Below are 20925 nucleotides of genomic sequence, written 5' to 3'. Positions count from 1 at the left end.
TCGATGGAAACCCGTGCAAACTACATTCTGATCGGTGCGTTTACTCTGGCGGGTATTCTGGGCGTATTCGGCTTTTTCCTGTGGCTCGCCAAATTCGAGGTCACTCGGCAATATGCCTATTACGATGTGTTGTTCGACAACGTCTCGGGCCTGTCGGCTGCAGGTGGTGTCAACTATAACGGTTTGCCGGTCGGACAGGTCATATCCCTGAAGCTGGACGATGACGACCCCTCGAAAGTTCGCGTGCGCCTTGAAGTCGACGCCGATATTCCAGTTACCAAGGACACCATCGCACAGCTGCAATCTTTGGGTGTCACCGGGGTTGCCTATGTCGAGTTGTCGGGCGGGTCAGTGAACGCAGAGCGTTTGCCGCAGAACAGCGTGATCCAAAGCAAACGTAGCCCGATCCAATCTCTGTTAGAGGGCGCGCCGCAGGTTCTGGATAAGGCCCTTAGCCTGCTTGAGGATCTCAATAAAGTGGTAGACGACGAAAACCGAAAGGCGGTTTCCAACATCTTGGGGAACCTCGCGGAAGCATCCGGCAAGCTGGACAAAACCCTTTCTGATTTTGAATCTCTGTCCAGCGATCTGGGAAATGCCGCCAAGGATATTGGCGAATTCACCAAAAAACTGGACCCGCTGGTCGCTACCGCCCAGACGACCCTGACAACGGGTACTGACACCCTGAACAGTATCAAGGATGCGTCTGAAACAGCAAAGATCACGCTGGAAACAGCCAACACCGCCATTACCAATGCGGACAAGGTCATTCAGCAGGATATCCGGCCGTTTGTCGAAAAGGGAACGCAGCTTGCTGAACGCTTGTCTGCTCTGACAGAAGAGGGCAGCTATTCTCTGGGTGTGATCACCGAAACCGTTTCAAACGCAAACACAACGCTTGGGTCGATCACGACTGCGATGGAGACGGCCAACGGCGCCCTGGCATCGGCGAAACGTGCCTTCGACTCGGCGAACGAAGTTCTCGATACGGATATCGGGCCGGTCGCGAAGGACATCAGCAATGCGGCCAAGCAGGTAGCGGATACGGTCTCGGGCGTCACCGAGAAGATCGATCAGATATCGGACGATATTCTAAGCGCGTCCAAATCCGCTTCGGAACTACTTGGCACAGTGGATGGAATCGTTCAGGACAATCGCCGTCAGGTTTCGGATTTCCTGCGCGTTGGCCTGCCTCAGTTCATCCGGTTCGTCGAGGAATCCCAACGTCTGGTTATCAGTCTGGACCGGCTGGTCGACAGGGTCGAACGTGACCCGGCCCGCTTTCTCTTAGGCACCCAAGCATCGGAGTTTCGCCAATGATCCGGCCCATTTTCGTGATTGCAACTTTGGCCGCTCTGACGGGATGCACCGGTCTTGGGACTTTGCGCCAGGCGTCAAAACCCAACGATCTTTACCTACTGACGCCCAAAAGCACGTTTTCTTCATCGCTGCCTCGCGTGCAAAAACAGATCGTCGTTCAGGAACCAACGGCAACGGCTGCCGTCAACACCGATCAGATTGCCATCCAGCCAACGCCCTTGCAGGTCCAGTATCTGACGCGGGCCAGATGGGCCGACCGGGCCCCAATCATTGTGCAGTCTTTGTTAATCGAGAGTTTTGAGAACACCAACAAGGTTGCCGCCGTCGGGCGTTCAACCGTGGGCCTGCGCCCTGACTATGTTATCGCCCCTGATCTGCGCGAATTTCAGGGCCATGTAATCGGAGAAACGGACAACGGCAAAACGGTGCAGATCAAGGTTCGGATCAACATCAAAGTCATCGACGAATACGACGATAAGATCATTGCCTCGGCCTCGTTCGAAGAAAACGTGATGGCCGCTACGGATAACACGCCGGATCTTGTGGTCGCCTATGATGAAGCGCTGGGGGACACGATGCGCGATGCTGTGGAATGGAGCATACGCAGAATTCATAACCACAGTACCAACAATCCCAGAAACACAGCTGGTTGATATGGTTCCGGGCCACCGCAAGGCAGCCCGGATACTTTGTCACTGCGAAAGAGTTTCAGCCAACCGCATAAGCGTCACCGCCTCGGCCCGGTATCCGAACGGGTCTGCGCCCTTGGAGCCACTGGCAAGCGCGATTGCGTCGGCAAATGACCAATCCTCCAGATATTCTCCGCCGCGCAGCGCCTGCCCGAAGCCGGCAATGGCATAGGAAAACTCCACGTCGTCCGTGATCATCCCCTGCTCTTGCAGGATCGGTTGTTCGATCAATTGGCTTTCTGTCATTCCCGGCGCCTTGTAGCGCAGTTTGAAAAAGCCAATTTCATCGGATCCGTCCGATGCGGGACTTGCGGCGTATCGCAAAGGTCCGTTGCGAATTGCGTCCGAGCCAACGGGGGTTACTTCGTAGATTGCAGTAACACTGTGCCCGGCCCCGATATCGCCTGCATCGATCTTGTCATTGCTGAAATCTTCGCGCTGCAACGCGCGGGTTTCGTAGCCGATCAAGCGGTATTCAGCGATCTGGGCCGGATTGAACTCGACCTGAATTTTGACGTCATTGGCGATGGGGAACAAAGCACCAGTGAGCTGGTCTACCAATACCTTCCGCGCTTCGCTGAGCGTGTCGATATAAGCAGCCTGACCATTTCCGTTCTGAGCCAACGCCTGCATGGTCGCATCATCCAGATTTCCACGCCCAAAGCCCAGGATACTCAGATAAGTCCCGCTGTCACGTTTACCGGAAATGTAGTCTTTCAATGCTTCGGGATCTGAAAGACCAACGTTGAAATCACCATCGGTCGCAAGGATCACACGCGTGACCTCACCTTCATCTGCCATGCCTTCGGCGACCTGATAGGCCTGTTGCAGACCCGCCTGACCAGCGGTTGAGCCACCAGCCTCCAACCGATCCAGCGCTGCAAGGATCGTGGTGCGCTCTGCAGCTGAGACGGGTTCCAAGACCTGACCCGCGCTGCCTGCGTAAGTGACAATCGAAACCTGATCCTCGGGCCGCAATTCGGACAGCATCAGGCGAAACGACTGTTTCAGCAAAGGCAATTTGGTCGGGTCTTGCATCGAACCCGAGGTGTCGACCAGGAACACCAGGTTCAGGGCTGGCCGACTCTCGATCTCTGGCAGCGCACCCTGAACGCCGATATGCACCAGTTGCGTTCCCTCATTCCAGGGTGTCGGAGAGACCGTGATCGTTGGACGGAACGGCGCGCCACCTTCGGGTGCAGGATAAGAATAGGGGAAGTAATTCACCATCTCTTCGACCCGCACGGCATCTCTTGGTGGCAATTGGCCACGCATCAGTGACGAGCGGACAATTGAATACGAGGCCGTATCCACATCGATCGAAAAGGTCGATACCGGCTCTTCCGACGTGATTTTCAACGGATTTGTTTCGGCGTTTGAGAAGGTTTCAGTGTTTTGCTCTGGGATAGCTCTTTCCTCAGAATGAGCCAGACCAAATCGCGCAGACCCTCCGTCCAGACTCAAACTATTGGATCGGCTATTTCCCAAACCTTGAAGACGTTGTTTTGGCGCGGGTGACACAGCCAGCAAATCGCCAGTTGCGTGTAGCTCTGGCGCATCCGATGGCGTAACATCCGCAAGCTCATTCTGAACAATGACCGGAGCCTCGACCACAGGTTCTTCCAGTTGGAATTCGGCAATCTCGGCATCCGCTTCGGCGACGGCTTGTGGTTCGCTCGGGCGATCTCCACCAAGGGACAATGGCTTTTCGGCGACTTCCCTCATCTGCGGGACAATCATCACAAGGGCAACGGCTGCAATAGCTGTGGTCGCGGTTAAGGCACCGCGATGCGTTAACGTGTTCAACATAGATTTCGCTCCTTCTGTCAGGCGGGCCAGTCGGCCGCGCTTGTCAGTAGGACGCGCCTGAACATGCGATCCTTGGAGCTGCTCGAATTTTTCCTGCGCCCGTGCCAGATTTTGTGCCTTGCACGCAGTATCCGGTGCCGGGGTCGCATATCCCATCAGTTTTTTCAGATCGTCGAGCTCATCACTCATCGGGTAAGCTCCTTTTCTTTCATCGCCCGCAGGCGTTTTCGTGCGTCTGACATTCGCCAGGAAATCGTACCTTCCGATACACCCAGAACCTCGGCGGCTTGCGCGTGCGTCATGTCTTGATCAAGTGTCAGCGCCAGCGTGTCTCGCAAGTCTTCTGGCAACGCACACATTGCCTGTTGCAACCAGTCCAGCGCGGCAGCAGTCTCGACAGCTTCGGCACGGCGCAACTGTTCGACATCGCCCCAGCCTGCCGCCGCCCGATCATGCGCAGACTGGCGGCGGCGCATGTCTTGCACCGCGTTGACGACGACGCGATACAGCCACGTGGTAAACCGGGCTTGCGCGCGATAACCCGACATCTTTGCTGGCAAAGCGGCACAAATATCCTGTGTCAGATCCTCTGCCAGCTCTGCTTTGCCGGTCAGGCGGAAAGCCAACCGGTACATGCGGTCGTAGTGACGAGACAACAACGTGGCAAACGCGTCGGCGTCGCCATTTGCAGCCGCTTTGGCCATGTCTTCATCCGAGGTCATCATACGCATCTCAGACTATAAGACGCAGGCCAGTTGCCAATCCTTGGTGAGAGCAAATATTTTTCTAAAAATGTCCTGCTGTCGCCGCATTCCAATCCGCGGCAAAGCTGGATGGCACGTTGTCCCCTAGCAATGCCCCGTCTTCAAGAAAGTCATACAGTTCGGCGTAGGACTTTTCGCCCTCATCCGCCATTCTACGGCGGATATCCACCGGGCGCAGTTCGGCAACGGTGGACTTACCCATGGCGCCAAGTATCTCGCGAAAGCTTTCGAGTGTCGCGTCGTGGAAACGGTGTACACGCTGACGCTTTTCCGGGATGTTCACCGCCCTGCCCCGGATCGGATCCTGCGTTGCCACGCCTGAAGGACAGCGGTTGGTATTGCAATGCAGCGCCTGAATGCACCCCACCGCAAACATCATGGCGCGCGCTGCGTTGCACATATCCGCGCCGAGCGCGAATTTCTCAACCATGTCAAAGCCTGTCGCTATTTTGCCAGAACTGATGACACGAATTTTGTCGCGAACGCCGATACCGTGCAGGCAGTTGTTCACAAATATCAACGCCTCGTTTGCGGGTACGCCCAAGCGGTTCGTAAACTCAACCGGGGCTGCCCCAGTGCCACCTTCGGCACCGTCAACGGTGATGAAATCCGGTAGAATACCGGTTTCCAGCATCGCCTTACAGATCGCCATGAACTCTGACCGCTTTCCGATACACAGTTTGAACCCAACAGGCTTGCCACCCGACATTTCACGCAGATGCTGAACAAATTCCATCAATCCGGTTGGGCCATCAAACGCCGAATGAATGGGTGGTGAAATAACATCCTGATGCAAAGGGACACCGCGAATTTCAGCGATCTCTTCGTCTACCTTTGCCGCAGGTAGTACGCCTCCGTGTGAGGGTTTCGCGCCTTGAGACAGCTTTATCTCGATCGCTTTGACCACATCCTTTTGCGCCTTCTCGGCAAAAGCATCCTTGTCGAACCCACCTTCGGGCGTTCGGCACCCAAAGTAGCCGGTACCGATCTGCCAGATAATGTCGCCGCCCTCTGCCAAATGGTGCGGAGACAATCCGCCTTCGCCGGTGTTATGCGCAAAACCGCCATCTTTTGCCCCACCGTTGAGGGCTCGGATCGCGTTTGCGCTGAGCGCACCAAAACTCATGGCAGAGACATTCAAACGAGATGCGCTATAGGGTTTTTCGCATTGCGGCCCCCCCAGCATCACCCGCTCTTCGCTTTCGTCGACATGTTTGGGGGCCAGAGAATGATCTGCGCGATGGTAACCCACGGTCATTATGTCGTACTGAGTTCCAAAGGCCTGCGTATCCACCTGACCTTTTGCGCGAGAATAAACCAGACTGCGAATGATCCGATTATACGGCCGCCCGCTTTCGTTGGTTTCGACGAAATACTGGCGGATTTCGGGGCTGACGAATTCCAGCATATAGCGGAAATGACCCAAAACCGGATAATTGTTCAGTACGTTATGCTTGGTGGTCAGCATGTCGTAAAGACCAACCACCGCGTATGGCACAAGGAAAACCAGCAACCAATTTGCAGGGGACCAGAAGTATCCCAAAACAACCGTCAGCGGCAAAACCACATAGGTCAGCCCATAATAAATCCTGCGTACAATCATTCCTAATCTCCTTGGACACCGCCAAGCAAAGTGCGGCCTGGTTGGATCGGGCAAAACTGCCCATCCTTTCCCCAAAGGTGGAACAGATTGCCTTTTGAGTGCAAGCATTTGTCCACATGCCCGGTAACCCGAGCGATTTATTGAACCGCTGCTCAGCGGTTGATCGTAAAACGCTCAACCGATATGCCCAAAGCAACGCAGGTCAGAGCAGGAACAATCTAAGTGGCAAACCCGGCACTTGCCGCCAAACAGCGGACTTTGATGTATGGTGCCGTCTTTGTCGGCGGAGCGGCAGGATCTTTGCTGCGCGAAGCGTTTGCGTTGGAAATACCCGGCGCGCCTTTTCTGACCGCAACTTTTGGCATCAACGTCGTTGCCTGTTTCATTCTCGGTTGGCTCTATTCCATACGCCACAAGGTGCACGCCCATGTCCTGCATCTGGGCGCGGTCGGCTTTTGCGGCGGTCTGTCCACCTTTTCATCCTTTGTCGCCGAATTGGAGCGTCTCGCCGCAACGGGCGGCGCGGCTGTCGCTGTCGCAATTCTTGCGGAAATCGCCCTGGGCATAGGTGCGGCAATCCTTGGCGAGGCGCTTGGCCGACGGTTGCACCCCGAAGGCACGCCATCATGACCGGGTTCTACCTGCACGCCATATTCGCCCTTGGCGGCGGCCTTGGCGCAGTCACGCGGCATTGGCTGGCGCTGCGAGTGACACATGATCTGCCTTACGCCACGCTTTTCGTGAACGTGCTGGGCAGCCTTATTCTGGGCCTTTGGATCGGATTCCTGGGCGGCTCCGTCGAAATGGGGGAAGAGGAGAAGCGGCTTGTCTTCGGATTCAGTGGCGGCTTCACCACTTTTTCCAGCTTTGCGTACCAAACGTTGGAACTGCACCGGAACCGAACCATCGCCCTCGCGGCAGGGAACATCCTGCTCAGCCTTGCTTTGTGCTGGATCGCCCTGTGGCTGGGTTTGCTAGTGACGCGCTAATGTGCGACGGCGGCTTGTGCGCCGGGTTTGGGGGCTTTGCAGAAAAACAGCAGAGGAATCGTGGCCAAGGCCAGAAGACCAAGATTGTTGAACACGGTCAGATACGAAATCATCTCGGCCTGGCGCGAAATCTCCTGGGCTAGAATTGCCGCGCCTTCAGCACTGTCCGGAGTGAGACCAAGTGGCTGGAGGTAAGCCTGTGCCGCCGGATTATAAGGTGTCACATTCTGATTGAGTTCTGCCGTATTGATCTGCAACCCGCGCACGACCCAAGTTCCGACCAGTGAGATGCCAACTGATGAACCAAGCTGTCTGGTCACGTTGAACAGGCCCGATGCTTCGTCCTGCCGTGTCTTGCTGATGCTTTCGAACGCAAGGATCGACATGGGCACAAAAACCAGACCCATCCCAAGGCCACTGATCGCCCCCGGCCAGGCCAGTTGCCAAAAGCCTGCATTCAGGTTGAGCGTTCCGATCATGAAGTTCCCAACCGCCGTCAACAACATCCCAATTCCCGCCAGCACCCTTGGATCAAAACGCGAAACTAGAACCGCTCCGGTGGCGACCATCGACACTCCGGCAGCTATGCCGCGCGGAATGAACAGATGCCCGGATTCGATAACCGGATAGTTCAACAGCGATTGAACAAGTGTCGGCAGAATCGCGATGCCGCCAAACAGCGAAATCGCAAACCCTGCGATGATCAGATTGCACAGTGCAAAATTGCGATCAGCAAATAACCTGAGATCAACAACTGGGTGTTTTGACGTCAGGACATGAGTGACAAATGCAATCACTCCCAAAAACGATGCGATCAGCGCGACCTGAATGACATGTGAGGACAGCCAGTCCAGCGTTTGACCCTGATCCAGCATGAACTGAAGGCACCCAATGCCCACGGCCAGCAGAGCAAGTCCCTTCCAGTCGATTATGACCTGTTCCGTTTTGTCCTCTGGCAGTTCTCCGGCAAGCAAAAGCAGGGCCATAGCGGCGACGGGCAAAGTTACAAAGAACACCATCCGCCAGGAAAAATACTCGGTCAGGATGGCACCCACCGTCGGGCCCAGAACGGGTGCAACGACAACGCCCAGTCCGAACACAGCCATCGCCTGCCCGCGTTTTTCACGCGGGTAAGCGTCAAACAAAATGGACTGCGACAAAGGGATCAGAAAGGCCCCGAACATGCCCTGTGCCAGTCGAAAGGCCACGATGGTCTCAAGGCTCCAGGACAGGCCACACATTACGGACATGGTCGCAAAGCCTGTGATCGCTGTCAGGATCAGGCGACGACGTCCAACGCGCCGGGCAACAAAACCCGTCAACGGCATGATGACCACGGCGGATACGATGTAGCTGCTGAGTATCCACGTTGCCTGATCTGTTGTCGCTCCAAACGCGGCCTGAATATGCGGCAGCGCGACGTTGACAATTGTGCTGTCCAACACTTCCAGAATGGCGCTTAGAACCACAGCGACCACGATCACCGGGTTGACATGGCTGACCGCCACCGAGGTCATTTCGCAGCCTGATCCGCAGTTGTATCGACCACAACCTTGCTGCTTCCGCCGACCCGCAGGGGTGCGTCGGTCGGATCAAGCTGAATACGCACGGGGAACCTGCGCGTTACCTTGACCCAGTTGCCGCTCGAGTTTTCGGAGGGCAGCAGAGAAAACGTATCCCCGGATCCGCGCCCGATCGAGGCTACCTTCCCCGTCAATTTGATACCCGGCAACATATCGACTTGAACCGTGACGGGCTGACCGGGGCGGATACGGGGCAAAGAGGTCTCTTTGAAGTTTGCGTCGATCCACCAGTCGGAAGACTCGATTATGGAAAACTGTGGTGCATTGGCCGCCACAGACGATCCCGGCCTTAGGGTCAAATTGGCGATCCAGCCATCGGCAGACGCATAGACATCTGTCCATGCCAGATCAGCCTGCGCAATTTCGAGCGCAGCTTGTGAGGCCAGAACATTGTCCTGTCGGGATTCCAATCCGCTTTGCAAGGCTGCTAGCTCAGACTTGCTCGTCGTCAGCCGAGCCGAGGCCTGCGCAAATTCGGATGTTGTCTGATCTAGTGATGCCTGCGCCAAATCTCCGTCCGAGAACAAAGCTCTGGCGCGTTCCAGATTGCTCTGTGCTGTCTCATAGAAAGACGTGGCACTTGCGACTGCAGCTTCGGCAGCTGGTATTTGATTGGAAAAGGAGTCCGCTTGCTGAACTGCGCTATCCAGGTTGGCCTTTGCTTGATCTACCGAGGCTTTGAACTGAGTTTTGTCGATGGTGAACAGAAGATCACCTGCTTTGACCGGTTGGTTTTCGGAAACATCAACCTTGGACACCTGACCAGTCACTTGTGCCGCGACATAAATAATGTTGGCGCCGATATAGGCATCCTGGGTTGAGGGGTATCGATCTTGATGACGCCAAAACAGAAGCAATCCCCCAACTATGACAACAAGTATAGCAGTTGCCGCAATTGCCTTGAAGGATTTCATCAGCCGTTTCCTTTCAGCAAAGATGGATCATCACATCGCGTGCATGTGCATCCGCAGTGCCAGATTGCCCAAAATCCAAACCGTTCCGCCGATGATGATCAGCAAAACCAGTGTGGAAAACAGGATCAGGTCTAGATCCTCGCGGCTGCTGCGTCGTCGGTCGATATGCAGGAAATAGACCAGTTGCACGACCAGTTGCGCCAACCCCAACAGGCCGATGGCCATGTAGACGCCCGGGGTTTCGAAACCAAACAGATAAGCGATGGAGAACACCACCAAAGTCAAAAGCAGTGAACCGCCATATCCAATCACATAACGGCGACGTTCGCGGCGGTGCAGTTCGGCGCGTCTATCCATAAGCCAACCCTCCGAAATACACGATAGTGATGATGCCGATCCAAATGAGATCAAGGAAGTGCCAGAACAGCGCTAGTCTGACGACGCGTGACATCAACAGATCGGTCAGGCCAAACATCCGCAACTGAATACCCAGCACGATCAACCACAGACAGCCCGCCGCGACGTGCAACCCGTGCAGCGGCACCAGACCATAAAACGCCGACAGAAAACCGCTACGCTGCGGGATACCGCCCTGCGCGGCCATGTTCATGAAGTCGCGGATCTCAAGCACCAGAAAGCTGAGGCCCAGCACCAGTGTCACTCCGAACCACAATACAATGCGGGCCCGCGGCAAGTTGTATTTCAGCGCCAGCATCGCCAGCCCCACGGTCAGGCTGCTGGTCAACAGGATCAGGGTTTGCGCAAAGACACTGTGAAGGTCGAAAAGCTCATGCGGACCCGGCCCGCCTGCCTGTGCGTCGATCATCGTGATGTAGATGGCGAACATCAGTCCGAAATAGACCAGATCGCTCATCAAGAAGACCCAGAAGCCAAAGGTTACAACCTCGGAAAATTTATCCGCGCTGGCGTGATCCTCACCAAGGTTCAGACCGGGATAGCTGTGGGAAGGTGCGCGTCTCATGTGACAGCCTCCAAATCCGGTCGCGCGAGGCCCTGATTTTCGGGCGCTGTCTCGTGATCGCGATCAACAGGCTGTGCCTCATGTGCTGCCTTCAGCCAAGCCTCATGATCTTTCCGCACTTCTTCGGCCGGGATCGTGAGTTCAGAGTCGGTTTCAAAACTCCAGACAATCAGAGCGAGGATCATCAGAACGGTCATGAGAATAGCCAACCACCAGATCCACCAGACCAGCGCAAACATCCAGACGCCACTGAGCACACAGAGAATGAACCCGATGCCGGTATTACGCGGGATTTCGATGTCCTCGTAAGCATCCGGCGTCACATAGGCTCTGCCCCCCTGCTTGGCGGCGGCAAAATCATCCCGGTCTGTCACCTGAGGGATAATGGCAAAATTGTAGGGCGGTGGGGGTGCCGGGATCGACCATTCCAGGGTGCGACCGTCCCACGGATCACCCACCAGCACACGGGTCTTTTCACGATCCCGGATGCTGATCCAAAGCTGCACCAATACCGAGAGTAGAGCACCCAGAATGACAAGCGCACCCAAAACAGCAACGATCATGTAGGGGTGAAAGCTTGGGTCCTCCCAACTGTAAGACCGGCGCGGCATTCCCATCAGACCAACGAAATAGAGCGGCATGAAGGTCAGCATGAACCCAACTGTCCAAAGGGCGACCGTCACCCGACCCCAGAACTCATTCAGACGAAAGCCGAACGCCTTGGGGAACCAATAGTTATAGGCCGCAAGCAGTCCGAACAATACACCGGGCAGCAACACGTTGTGAAAATGGGCCACCAGAAACAGCGTATTGTGAACCTGATAGTCCACGGTCGGGTTCGCAAGGATCACGCCGCTGAGCCCGCCAATGACAAACAGCATCAGAAAAGCAAGCCCGTAAAGCATCGGAACCGAGAACCGAATGCGCCCACGCCAGAGCGTCGCCATCCAATCATAGACTTTTACGCCTGTTGGGATCGCGATCAGCATCGTGGCGATCCCGAACACCGCGTTGATCAATGCGCTTTGCCCCATGGTGAAAAAATGGTGCAGCCAGACCGTAAAGGACAACACCGCGATCGACATGGTCGCGATGACCAGAGAGTTATAGCCATAGAGCCGCTTGGCTGAAAACGTCGCAAAAATCTCGGAGTAGATGCCATAGGCTGGCAGGACCAACAGATAGACCTCGGGGTGGCCGAACAGCCAGAAAAGGTTGGCGTAGTTCATCATGTTGCCGCCAAGGTCGTTGGTGAAGAAGTGGAAATCCAGATAACGATCCGCCGCCAGCAACAGCGCTGCGACCCCCAAAGGAGGCATAGCGAATATGATCAGGATCGAGCTGCAGATGATCGTCCAGCAATACATCGGCAGATGCATGAAACCCATCCCCGGCGCGCGCATTTTATAAATGGTGACTGCAAAATTGATACCGGTCAGCGTTGTCCCGATCCCTGACACAACAATGGCCCAGATCCAGTAATCCGGCCCCACTCCGGGGTTAAAGGCGGCACCGGTATAGGGGGGATAGGCGGTCCAGCCGCCTGTGGAAAACCGGCCCACAACCAGTGAAACCATCAGCATCATGCCCGCCGATACGGTCAGACCAAGGCTGATCTGATTCATACGAGGGAACGCGACATCCCGCGCCCCGATCATCAGCGGCACGACAAAGTTCGCGATACCAAAGACAAACGGCACCGCGACAAAGAAAATCATGATGGTGCCGTGAGTGCTGAACAGTTCTGCGAAATGTTCGGCTTCCAGAAACCCCTCGCCCGGGCCAGCGGCCTGTTGGGCCCGCATCACAACACCTTCCAGAACACCCCGTGCAAGCATCACGATTGCAAAAACGATATACATGATACCGATCTTCTTGTGATCGACACTGGTCAACCAGTCTCGCCATAATGGCCCCCAAAGGCGGAACCAACTCAGCAAGCTGACCACGACAACGACACCGACGACCACGATGGCCGCTGCCGCGTTGGCGACGATTTCATTCGCGCTGGGGTTCTGGATCAGGCCCACCACCGGAAACGCATCCCAGCTGAGGCGACCAAAGAAGCCGGACTCGGAGGCTATCATTGGCTCACCTCCTGCCCGTATTCGGTTGTTCCGGGTTGCTGGTCTATCGGCAGTGGCTCCCCGCTGTGATAACGATGCAGGATCGAGTGAAACAGATCACCGTCCTCAAGCGTGAAATAAAGCGCCCTAAGCGGCATTTGCGGCGTCCCGAGCGCCGCCTGAACCTCATCCCGATCCGTGCGCATTGCCAGAATTTTGTAAGTTTCTTCAGTCAACGGTCTGCCATTAGCTCGTACGCTTGAAACCCAAGCATCGAAATCTTCGGGCGACATAGCTTGGGTCAAAAATTTCTGCTTGGTAAATCCGCGCCCGTTATATTGTGTATTTTCACCCTGCATTGTCGCTGGCGCTTCCGCGACCAGATGCAGTTGCGTGGTCATTCCTGGCATCGCGTAGATCTGACCCGCCAAGGCTGGGATCATGAAAGATTGCATGACCGTATCGGTCGTCAACGTCATCGCCACTTGTCGATTGACCGGAATACCCAGTTCCCCGACGCTGGCGATCCCCAGTTCGGGGTAGATGAACAGCCATTTCCAATCCAAACCGACAACCTGGACTTGTACCGCTGGTTCCTCGCCGAACGGTGCGGCATATGGATCAAGGCGATGGGTCGCCTTCCAAAGATAAAAAGACAGGATCGCCACGATGACTACCGGGACACCCCACATCATAAATTCCAGGGGGCCGGAAAAATCCCAGTTGGGTCGGTAAGCTGCTTGACTGTTCTTTCGACGGCGGTAGCGCAATGCGATCAAAGGAACCAAAACCAGAACCGGGACAACGGCAATCAGGATCAAGAGGGTCGCGCGGATCAGGTGCGTTCTCTGAACGGCCGCAATCGGGCCTTGCGGGTCCATAAAACTATCGCTCGCCCCGGCCATCTGTGCCGTTGCAAGGATCATTGCCGCAGTTGCCAGTATCGGCACTGCCGCGTGGGGCATTCTGAAAACGCTCACGCCTGCCTGTCCTATGTTGCCCTTGATTGTGGACAACTATCGACAGAGTCTGGCAAATTCTCAAGCACTTTCCGATGCCAACCCGCCTGTTGACATAAGCCGCGCCTCGGGTGACACCCTAATCAATGCGCGTATTTCTATGCACCCTTGGACTGATGGTTTTATCCGCGACTGCTTTTGCTCAGGATCGCGCAGCGGTTGAACGGCAGTTTCAAATCTGGTTGCAGGATACAGTCTGGCCTCAGGCCCGCGCAAAGGGCGTATCCAGGCAGACAATGGACCGGGCTTTTGATGGCGTGACGCTGAATTGGAAGCTTCCTGATCTGGTGCCTCCGGGGCATCAGACAAACGCGCCCAAGACGCAGAAACAAGCCGAATTCGGCTCTCCGGCTCGATATTTCAACGCTAATTCGGTGCAGGGTGCGACCGCGGTTGGAAAGAAAATGGCTAGGCGCCATGCCGCGACGTTAGCTCGGGTCGAGGCGCAAACCGGTGTGCCAGCGCGGATCATTCTCGCAATCTGGGGGCGTGAAAGCGGATATGGTCAGGTTCCCATTCGCCACGACGCCTTTCAGGTACTGGCAACCAAAGGCTTCATGAGTACACGTGCAGCCTACTTCGAACAGGAACTGATCGCGGCACTACAGATCGCCGAGGCCGGACATGCCCCTGCGCGAGGGCTCAAAAGCAGCTGGGCCGGGGCGCTTGGGCAACCTCAGTTCATGCCATCGAATTTCCTGACCTACGCCGCCGATGGCAGTGGTGACGGTCGCGCCGACATCTGGAATTCAGCCGACGATACCCTCGCATCGATTGCGAACTACCTGGCCCGGCACGGCTGGGTTTCGGGTCGCGATTGGGGGTTTGAAGTCACCGTTCCCCACTCCGTATCCTGTGCGCTGGAAGGCCCTGATCAAGGTCGGTCCATCGCGGATTGGGTAGCGATGGGGATCACGCGGGTTTCAGGAAGGCCCTTTCCGGCGCATGAACTGGCGGCAGAAGGGTATCTGATGATGCCAGCCGGTCGCAGCGGCCCCGCCTTCATTGTCACGCCGAATTTTTATGTTCTGAAGGACTACAACACCAGCGATCTGTATGCGCTGTTCGTTGGTCACGTGGGCGACCGCATTCAATATGGCGTAGGCGATTTTGCCGGTCGCTGGGGTAAAATTGATCAGCTTTATCGATCCGACATCGCAACCATGCAGCAGGCGCTGGAACGTCAGGGCCATGACGTTGGTGGTGCAGACGGGTTGCCCGGATACAAAACCCGCCGGTCAATCGGTCGCTGGCAAGAGGCCTCAGGCCGCGCACCAACCTGTTTCCCACAGGCCGCCATGAAAGCCCAACTGGCTCGCTGATTCGTGATCCCGCCGGGAGTCAGACGACAAGCGCCGTCCGACGCACTTCTCAAAAATATCGCTGTGCGCACAGGTTTCAGAACAATCTTTCGAAGCTCCGGGGGGCTCCGGTTCGATTTAGACAATTTGCCTCGATTGATACCCTGAACCTTTTAACCGAGACAAAAAAGTGACAGGTTCTGCAGCAGTGACAGTTCCGTATCTCTGTTTTTCGTAGTCCGAGTGCTGGGCACATCGCCCGGAATTTAGCGATTCAAAACGATCCAGATCAAAGCCAGAACCCGGCAAAAACGGGACACACAACCAATGTGGGCGATTCTTTGCAGTTTCACGCAAAGGCCCCAACCTCAAAAATGGGAGTAGAAAAATGAATAAAATCATTCGCACATCGCTGGCGGGGCTGCTGTCCTCGACCCTTCTTACCGGGGCCGCTATGGCCGCTGGCACCCACCCGGAAACCGGCGAAGCGCTGGCTGATGACCAGACCTTTACCTATCGCATTCTTGACGAACACAGCTCGGTCGACCCGCAGGTGGTTGAAGATGTGTCCGGCGCTGAAATTGTACGCGACCTGTTCGAAGGTCTGATGAATCAAGATGCCGACGGCAATCTGGTACCTGGTGTTGCAACCGGCTACACCGTAAACGACAGCAAGGATGTTTATACCTTCACGCTGCGCGACGACGCAAAATGGTCGAACGGTGACCCGGTAACTGCGGGTGATTTTGTCTACGCCTGGAAGCGTGCCGTCGATCCTGCGCTTTCCTCGCCCTATGCATGGTTCATGGAATTGATGTCGATCGAGAATGCCGCCGACATTATCGCAGGCAACGCATCTGTCGATGATCTGGGCGTCAAGGCAATCGACGACAAAACCCTTGAGGTTCGTCTGAGCGCACCGCTGCCCTATTTCCCACAAATGACCACACATTCGACGACCTTCCCTGCCCCACAGAAAGTGATCGAAGAGTTCGGCGACGCTTGGACCAAGCCTGAGAACATCGTCTCGAACGGCGCCTACATCCTGACCGAGCACCTGCCGCAGGAACGTTCTGTGCGTGAGCGCAATGAGATGTACTGGGATAACGACAACACCATCATCGACAAGGTTGTGGCGCTGGTCATCAATGACGAGAACGTCGCCCTGACCCGCTATCTGGCAGGTGAGTTGGACCGCACCGAAATTCCTGCTGGTCAGTTTCCTCGCCTTCAGCAAGAGCACCCCGAGGAAGCCATCAGCTTCCCACGCCTTTGCAACTATTACTATACGTTCAACCTGTCCGACAGCGGTCCAGAGGCGTTCAAAGACCCCAATGTCCGTCAAGCCCTGTCGCTGGCCGTAGATCGCGCGATCATCACCGAAAAAGTACTGGCTGGTGGTCAGCCCGAAGCCTATACGTTCGCACCTGAAGCAACTGCCGGGTTTACAGTTCCTGCGGTTGAAATGGCTTCGATGAGCCAGGCCGAGCGTGACGAACTGGCCAAAGAGCTACTGGCCGAAGCCGGATATGGCCCAGACAATCCGCTGAGCTTTGAGATGGTCTACAACACTGCAGAAAACCACAAGAAAGTGGCGGTCGCGTTGAGCCAGATGTGGAAGCAGAAACTGGGCGTGGACGCTCAGCTGGCGAACATGGAATGGAAGGTCTTCCTGGAAGAGCGTGGCAACCAGAACTTTGAGCTGGCACGTGGCGCATGGTGTGGCGACTACAACGAAGCGTCCACCTTCCTGGACCTGCTGCAGTCGGATTCCGGCTACAATGACGGCAAGTTCAACAACGCCCGCGTTGATGAACTGCTGGCCGAGGCGAAAACATCGAACGATGCTGCGCCTCTGTACACCGAAGTTGAGCGCATCATCGCACAGGAAACACCTGTGATCCCGATCTACCACTATGCTGGCGTCTACATGATGGACAGCGATGTTGGGAACTGGCCGGTGAACAACGTCGAGCAGAACTGGTACTCGAAAAACCTGTACAAGCGCGCCGAATAATCCGTCTTTGAACATGTACTGCCCCGGAAGCCATTCCGGGGCAGTGCCAATAATGGGGGCATGAAATGCTTGCCTATAGCTTTCGGCGACTGATGGTCGCCATCCCGACGATCTTGTTGCTGATCGTCGCCTGTTTCTTTTTGATGCATGTTGCGCCCGGTGGGCCTTTCACCTCGGAACGGCCTTTGCCGCCTCAGGTTCTGGCCAATATCGAAGCCCGCTATGGGCTGGACCAGCCGCTGTGGAAGCAGCTTTGGGATTATCTCTATAACATCGTGGTGCATTTCGACTTTGGCCCGTCCTTCAAGTTCAAGGACCGGGACGTCAATGACATCATCGCCCAAGGGTTTCCGATTTCGCTGACCTACGGCACCCTGTCCTTTTTGCTAGCCACAAGTGTTGGCGTCGGCCTTGGCATCGCTGCCGCGATCAAGCACAACTCGTGGATCGACTATTTCGCGGTTGGTCTGGGTATCGCCGCGCAGGCGCTGCCAAACTTCATCATGGGCCCGATCCTGATCCTGACCTTCACACTGTGGCTGGGCTGGCTGCCGGGCGGTGGCTGGCATGGGGGCCAATGGCAATATCTGGTCATGCCGGTGATCGCGTTGGCCACGTCCTATATGGGCTCGATTGCGCGGATCACGCGGTCGTCGATGCTTGAGGTTCTGAACTCGAACTTCATCCGAACCGCACGTGCCAAGGGGCTGCCCACAAGAACCGTCATCTGGCGTCATGCGCTAAAGCCCACCCTGTTGCCGGTAGTGTCTTATCTGGGGCCGGTTTTTGTCTACGTGCTGACCGGCTCGGTCTTTGTCGACATCTACTTTTCAACCGGTGGTCTGGGTCAAGCCTATGTGGGCTCTGCCCTTTCGCGCGATTATGCCGTGCTTTTGGGGGTCACGATCCTCTATGGCGCTCTGACCGTTGTAGTGAACCTGCTGACCGACTTGGCCTACGCCTGGTTCGATCCGAAAATCCGTTACTGAGGGGCGACCGATGCTTGGAAAATCACAAAAAGCCGCCTATCTGGCCGAGGACATTACCGATTACACGGTCATTCAGGGGCGATCGTTGTGGCAGGACGCGCGTATGCGCTTTGTTCGCAACAAGGCCGCGATGGCCAGCGTCTTCATTCTGACTCTGATCGTTCTCTTTACGATCTTCGGACCGTATTTTGCTGTCTGGAGCAATGAAGAGATCGACTGGAACGTCATGGGCGATGTGCGCGGCATGGGTATGCCGTCCATTGAAACCGGACACTATTTTGGGGTCGATGATCTGGGGCGTGACCTTTACAGCCGGGTCATTCAGGCCACCACTACATCGCTGCTGGTCGGCCTGATCGGGGCGGCCACCGCGCTAATCGTGGGAACCTGCTATGGCATCGCCGCAGGATATATCGGCGGGCGCACCGACAGCGTCATGATGCGCTTTGTCGACATTCTGCTGGCGATCCCGGCGACGCTGATCATCATCCTGTTGCTGGTTGTCGCGGGACGGTCGTTTTTTATGCTGTTCATCGCCCTTGGCGCGGTAGGCTGGCTAACCATGTCGCGGATCGTGCGGGGACAGACATTGACCCTGAAAAACCGCGAATTCATTGAGGCTGCACGCGCCGCAGGTGTCAGCGAGTTCACGATAATGTACCGCCACATCCTGCCCAATCTGCTGGGCGTCGTGATCGTCTATGCCTCGCTTCTGGTGCCCGAGATGATCCTGACCGAGAGCTTTATCTCGTTCCTGGGTCTTGGCATATCGGAACCCTATACCTCGCTGGGTCGCCTGATCGCTGAAGGAGCCGGGACAATGGGCTATGGCACATTGTGGCAGCTTATGTACCCCCTGACTTTCTACGTCGCCATCATCATCACCATGTTCTTCATTGGGGACGGATTGCGCGACGCTCTGGACCCGAAGGATCGCTGATATGAGCCTGTTTTCCGTAAAAGACCTGAGTGTCCAGTTCGACACACCTGATGGCGTGGTCGAAGCCGTCAAGGGCATCAGCTTCGACATCAATCCGGGCGAATGTCTGGGCATAGTCGGCGAAAGCGGGTCAGGCAAAAGCCAGACCTTCATGGCCGCAATGGGACTGTTGCCACCTGCCGGGCGCGCGGCGGGGTCGGCCATGCTGAACGGACAGGAAATTCTGAACCTGCCTGTTAGCAAGCTGAACCAGATCCGTGGCGATGATGTCGGCATGATCTTTCAAGACCCGCTAACCGCTTTGACCCCACATTTGCGGGTCGGTCAACAAATGCGCGAAGTGTTGCAGGTGCATGAGGGGTTGCAGGGTTCTGCCGCACGGGCCCGATGCCTGGAATGGCTGGACCGTGTCCGCATCCCCGAGGCAAAGCGGCGGCTGGATCAATATCCACATGAGTTGTCCGGCGGAATGCGCCAGCGGGTCATGATCGCCATGTCGATGCTGTGCAACCCGAAGCTGCTGATCGCTGATGAGCCGACAACGGCATTGGACGTGACCGTACAGGCCGACATTCTCGACCTGATGGTGCGTTTGCAAAAGGATGAAGGCACCGCCATTGCTCTGATCACGCACGATATGGGCGTGGTCGCGCGAATGTGCGACCGCATTCAGGTCATGCGTCTGGGCCAGTTCGTCGAGGCCGGAGAAACGCGCGAGGTATTCCGCGCGCCGCAGCATGAATACACCCGCACCCTGCTGGATGCGATGCCGCGCATCGACGCCGGCGACGCGCCCAAGGCGCTTGGCAAAGATGACACGCCTCTGCTGAAAGTCGACGACGTCAAAGTCCACTTTCCGATCCATGTCTCGGGCGGCTTGTTCGGACGCAAAGTGCCGCTCAAGGCCGTCGATGGGGTCAGTTTTGACATCCGTAAGGGCGAAACGCTGGGCGTGGTGGGCGAATCCGGCTGTGGCAAATCCACACTGGCGCGTGCTGTTCTGCAACTGATCGAACCCAGTGCAGGCAATGTAAGCTGGCTGGGCCACCCGATCGTTGGCTTGAAGCGGTCTGAATTGAACAAGTACCGCAAGGACCTGCAGATCGTGTTTCAGGATCCGCTGGCCAGCCTTGATCCGCGGATGACCATTTCAGCCTCGATTGCCGAACCGTTGAAAACCTATCGCCCCGACCTGACCGAGCGCGAGCGCAAAAAGCTGGTCGCCGAGATGATGGAACGGGTCGGTCTTAAGGCGAATATGATCAACCGCTATCCACACGAGCTGTCGGGCGGGCAGAATCAGCGGGTCGGCATTGCGCGCGCGATGATCAACAAACCCAAGCTGATCATCTGTGACGAAGCCGTTTCAGCTCTGGACGTGTCCATTCAGGCGCAAATCGTGGAATTGTTGCGCGAATTGCAACAAGAATTTGGCCTGTCGATGATCTTCATCAGCCACGATCTGTCGGTGGTGCGGGCGGTATCAAACCGCATCATGGTCCTGTATCTGGGCCGGATCGTTGAATTGGGCGATGGCGAAGTGATCTGTTCAAAGCCAATTCACCCCTATACCCAATCGCTGATTTCGGCCGTTCCAATCCCCGACCCGGATGTGGAACGCAGCCGTCAGCGGTTGAAATTACCGGGAGAATTGCCTTCGCCCATGGATCCGAAGGCCGCGTTGCGGTTCCTGCCCAGCCGTATGGATGCAGGTCAAACGGATTACATTCCCAAGCTTAGCGAGGTCGCCCCGGATCACTTCGTTGCCGAACATGATCCGCTTGAAGCAATCATGGCTAAACCGTAGACAAGCAGCCCCGATGCCCGTCATTGGGCGTCGGGGGGTCTTTTCGATCTTTGACTCTGCCCATGCGCGATGGCAGATTTGACCCGGTTGTCACCTGCCCCTGCAGGCAAGATTGATTGATCCGGACGCGCGA

The 20925-nt window shown here is 56.2% G+C and carries 18 protein-coding genes; 9 read left to right on the top strand and 9 right to left on the bottom strand.

The window, feature by feature from the left end:
• Positions 1-3: 3 nt before the first annotated feature.
• Positions 4-1320 (top strand): MlaD family protein, encoded by a 1317-nt coding sequence (locus ACR0FG_RS02905; protein WP_480889892.1) that lies wholly within the window; start codon positions 4-6, stop codon positions 1318-1320.
• A complete protein-coding gene (locus tag ACR0FG_RS02900) occupies positions 1317-1973 on the top strand; it encodes an ABC-type transport auxiliary lipoprotein family protein (protein WP_480889890.1) in 657 nt (218 codons plus the stop codon). The genes ACR0FG_RS02905 and ACR0FG_RS02900 overlap by 4 nt, the downstream gene beginning before the upstream one ends.
• 39 nt (positions 1974-2012) lie before the next feature.
• On the opposite strand, the gene ACR0FG_RS02895 is transcribed toward ACR0FG_RS02900, so the two are convergent.
• The 3 genes from ACR0FG_RS02895 to ACR0FG_RS02885 all read right to left on the bottom strand — a co-directional run bounded on the left by ACR0FG_RS02895 (position 2013) and on the right by ACR0FG_RS02885 (position 6185).
• On the bottom strand, positions 2013-4007 hold the full coding sequence (locus ACR0FG_RS02895; RefSeq protein ID WP_480889887.1) for a vWA domain-containing protein: 1995 nt from the start codon (positions 4005-4007) through the stop codon (positions 2013-2015).
• Entirely contained in the window at positions 4004-4543 is a 540-nt protein-coding gene (locus ACR0FG_RS02890; protein ID WP_480889886.1) for an RNA polymerase sigma factor, read from the bottom strand. Before ACR0FG_RS02890 ends, ACR0FG_RS02895 begins: the two co-directional genes overlap by 4 nt.
• 61 nt (positions 4544-4604) lie before the next feature.
• The gene (locus ACR0FG_RS02885; RefSeq protein WP_480889883.1) at positions 4605-6185 is read right to left on the bottom strand and encodes an FMN-binding glutamate synthase family protein; all 1581 of its coding nucleotides are present in this window, start codon (positions 6183-6185) and stop codon (positions 4605-4607) included.
• A 222-nt stretch (positions 6186-6407) separates the two neighbouring features.
• Here ACR0FG_RS02885 and ACR0FG_RS02880 point away from each other — a divergent pair, with 222 nt between their 5' ends.
• Both ACR0FG_RS02880 and ACR0FG_RS02875 read left to right on the top strand, forming a co-directional pair.
• Entirely contained in the window at positions 6408-6815 is a 408-nt protein-coding gene (locus ACR0FG_RS02880) for a fluoride efflux transporter FluC (protein WP_480889881.1), read from the top strand.
• Positions 6812-7174, top strand: a complete 363-nt coding sequence (locus ACR0FG_RS02875; RefSeq protein WP_480889879.1) for a fluoride efflux transporter FluC — start codon at positions 6812-6814, stop codon at positions 7172-7174. Before ACR0FG_RS02880 ends, ACR0FG_RS02875 begins: the two co-directional genes overlap by 4 nt.
• On the opposite strand, the gene ACR0FG_RS02870 is transcribed toward ACR0FG_RS02875, so the two are convergent.
• From ACR0FG_RS02870 to ACR0FG_RS02845, 6 genes are read right to left on the bottom strand one after another with little or no spacing between them, the layout of a single operon-like run.
• Entirely contained in the window at positions 7171-8691 is a 1521-nt protein-coding gene (locus ACR0FG_RS02870) for a DHA2 family efflux MFS transporter permease subunit (protein ID WP_480889878.1), read from the bottom strand. The genes ACR0FG_RS02875 and ACR0FG_RS02870 overlap by 4 nt on opposite strands.
• On the bottom strand, positions 8688-9671 hold the full coding sequence (locus ACR0FG_RS02865) for an HlyD family secretion protein (protein ID WP_480889876.1): 984 nt from the start codon (positions 9669-9671) through the stop codon (positions 8688-8690). Before ACR0FG_RS02865 ends, ACR0FG_RS02870 begins: the two co-directional genes overlap by 4 nt.
• 30 nt (positions 9672-9701) lie before the next feature.
• The gene (locus ACR0FG_RS02860; protein ID WP_480889873.1) at positions 9702-10028 is read right to left on the bottom strand and encodes a cytochrome o ubiquinol oxidase subunit IV; all 327 of its coding nucleotides are present in this window, start codon (positions 10026-10028) and stop codon (positions 9702-9704) included.
• Positions 10021-10653, bottom strand: coding sequence for a cytochrome c oxidase subunit 3 (locus ACR0FG_RS02855; RefSeq protein WP_170710729.1), 633 nt, complete (start codon positions 10651-10653; stop codon positions 10021-10023). The genes ACR0FG_RS02860 and ACR0FG_RS02855 overlap by 8 nt, the downstream gene beginning before the upstream one ends.
• Entirely contained in the window at positions 10650-12740 is a 2091-nt protein-coding gene (locus ACR0FG_RS02850) for a cbb3-type cytochrome c oxidase subunit I (RefSeq protein WP_480889871.1), read from the bottom strand. Before ACR0FG_RS02850 ends, ACR0FG_RS02855 begins: the two co-directional genes overlap by 4 nt.
• Positions 12737-13540, bottom strand: coding sequence for a cytochrome ubiquinol oxidase subunit II family protein (locus ACR0FG_RS02845; protein WP_480889870.1), 804 nt, complete (start codon positions 13538-13540; stop codon positions 12737-12739). Before ACR0FG_RS02845 ends, ACR0FG_RS02850 begins: the two co-directional genes overlap by 4 nt.
• A 284-nt stretch (positions 13541-13824) precedes the next feature.
• Between ACR0FG_RS02845 and ACR0FG_RS02840 the strand changes: the two genes are divergently transcribed.
• The 5 genes from ACR0FG_RS02840 to ACR0FG_RS02820 all read left to right on the top strand — a co-directional run bounded on the left by ACR0FG_RS02840 (position 13825) and on the right by ACR0FG_RS02820 (position 20792).
• Positions 13825-15060, top strand: coding sequence for a lytic murein transglycosylase (locus ACR0FG_RS02840; protein WP_480889867.1), 1236 nt, complete (start codon positions 13825-13827; stop codon positions 15058-15060).
• 367 nt (positions 15061-15427) lie between these two features.
• The gene (locus tag ACR0FG_RS02835; RefSeq protein ID WP_170710732.1) at positions 15428-17056 is read left to right on the top strand and encodes a peptide ABC transporter substrate-binding protein; all 1629 of its coding nucleotides are present in this window, start codon (positions 15428-15430) and stop codon (positions 17054-17056) included.
• 65 nt (positions 17057-17121) lie between these two features.
• A complete protein-coding gene (gene oppB / locus ACR0FG_RS02830; RefSeq protein ID WP_480889865.1) occupies positions 17122-18045 on the top strand; it encodes an oligopeptide ABC transporter permease OppB in 924 nt (307 codons plus the stop codon).
• Between the two features lie 10 nt (positions 18046-18055).
• Complete coding sequence (locus tag ACR0FG_RS02825; protein WP_480889864.1) at positions 18056-18985, top strand: ABC transporter permease subunit; 930 nt, start codon at positions 18056-18058, stop codon at positions 18983-18985.
• A 1-nt stretch (position 18986) separates the two neighbouring features.
• Positions 18987-20792, top strand: coding sequence for an ABC transporter ATP-binding protein (locus ACR0FG_RS02820; RefSeq protein WP_480889862.1), 1806 nt, complete (start codon positions 18987-18989; stop codon positions 20790-20792).
• Positions 20793-20925: the final 133 nt, after the last annotated feature.

It is taken from the genome of Ruegeria sp. E1 (assembly GCF_056534225.1).
This window is presented reverse-complemented; position numbering and strand designations above follow the sequence as displayed.

Bases quoted from the DNA above. Each gene is read 5' to 3' on its own strand.
- oppB (WP_480889865.1), top strand. From the start codon at position 17,122: ATGCTTGCCTATAGCTTTCGGCGACTGATGGTCGCCATCCCGACGATC.
- ACR0FG_RS02835 (WP_170710732.1), top strand. From the start codon at position 15,428: ATGAATAAAATCATTCGCACATCGCTGGCGGGGCTGCTGTCCTCGACC.
- ACR0FG_RS02850 (WP_480889871.1), bottom strand. From the start codon at position 12,740: ATGATAGCCTCCGAGTCCGGCTTCTTTGGTCGCCTCAGCTGGGATGCG.
- ACR0FG_RS02860 (WP_480889873.1), bottom strand. From the start codon at position 10,028: ATGGATAGACGCGCCGAACTGCACCGCCGCGAACGTCGCCGTTATGTG.
- ACR0FG_RS02855 (WP_170710729.1), bottom strand. From the start codon at position 10,653: ATGAGACGCGCACCTTCCCACAGCTATCCCGGTCTGAACCTTGGTGAG.
- ACR0FG_RS02890 (WP_480889886.1), bottom strand. From the start codon at position 4,543: ATGATGACCTCGGATGAAGACATGGCCAAAGCGGCTGCAAATGGCGAC.
- ACR0FG_RS02895 (WP_480889887.1), bottom strand. From the start codon at position 4,007: ATGAGTGATGAGCTCGACGATCTGAAAAAACTGATGGGATATGCGACC.
- ACR0FG_RS02825 (WP_480889864.1), top strand. From the start codon at position 18,056: ATGCTTGGAAAATCACAAAAAGCCGCCTATCTGGCCGAGGACATTACC.
- ACR0FG_RS02885 (WP_480889883.1), bottom strand. From the start codon at position 6,185: ATGATTGTACGCAGGATTTATTATGGGCTGACCTATGTGGTTTTGCCG.
- ACR0FG_RS02840 (WP_480889867.1), top strand. From the start codon at position 13,825: ATGCGCGTATTTCTATGCACCCTTGGACTGATGGTTTTATCCGCGACT.
- ACR0FG_RS02900 (WP_480889890.1), top strand. From the start codon at position 1,317: ATGATCCGGCCCATTTTCGTGATTGCAACTTTGGCCGCTCTGACGGGA.
- ACR0FG_RS02820 (WP_480889862.1), top strand. From the start codon at position 18,987: ATGAGCCTGTTTTCCGTAAAAGACCTGAGTGTCCAGTTCGACACACCT.
- ACR0FG_RS02865 (WP_480889876.1), bottom strand. From the start codon at position 9,671: ATGAAATCCTTCAAGGCAATTGCGGCAACTGCTATACTTGTTGTCATA.
- ACR0FG_RS02870 (WP_480889878.1), bottom strand. From the start codon at position 8,691: ATGACCTCGGTGGCGGTCAGCCATGTCAACCCGGTGATCGTGGTCGCT.
- ACR0FG_RS02905 (WP_480889892.1), top strand. From the start codon at position 4: ATGGAAACCCGTGCAAACTACATTCTGATCGGTGCGTTTACTCTGGCG.
- ACR0FG_RS02875 (WP_480889879.1), top strand. From the start codon at position 6,812: ATGACCGGGTTCTACCTGCACGCCATATTCGCCCTTGGCGGCGGCCTT.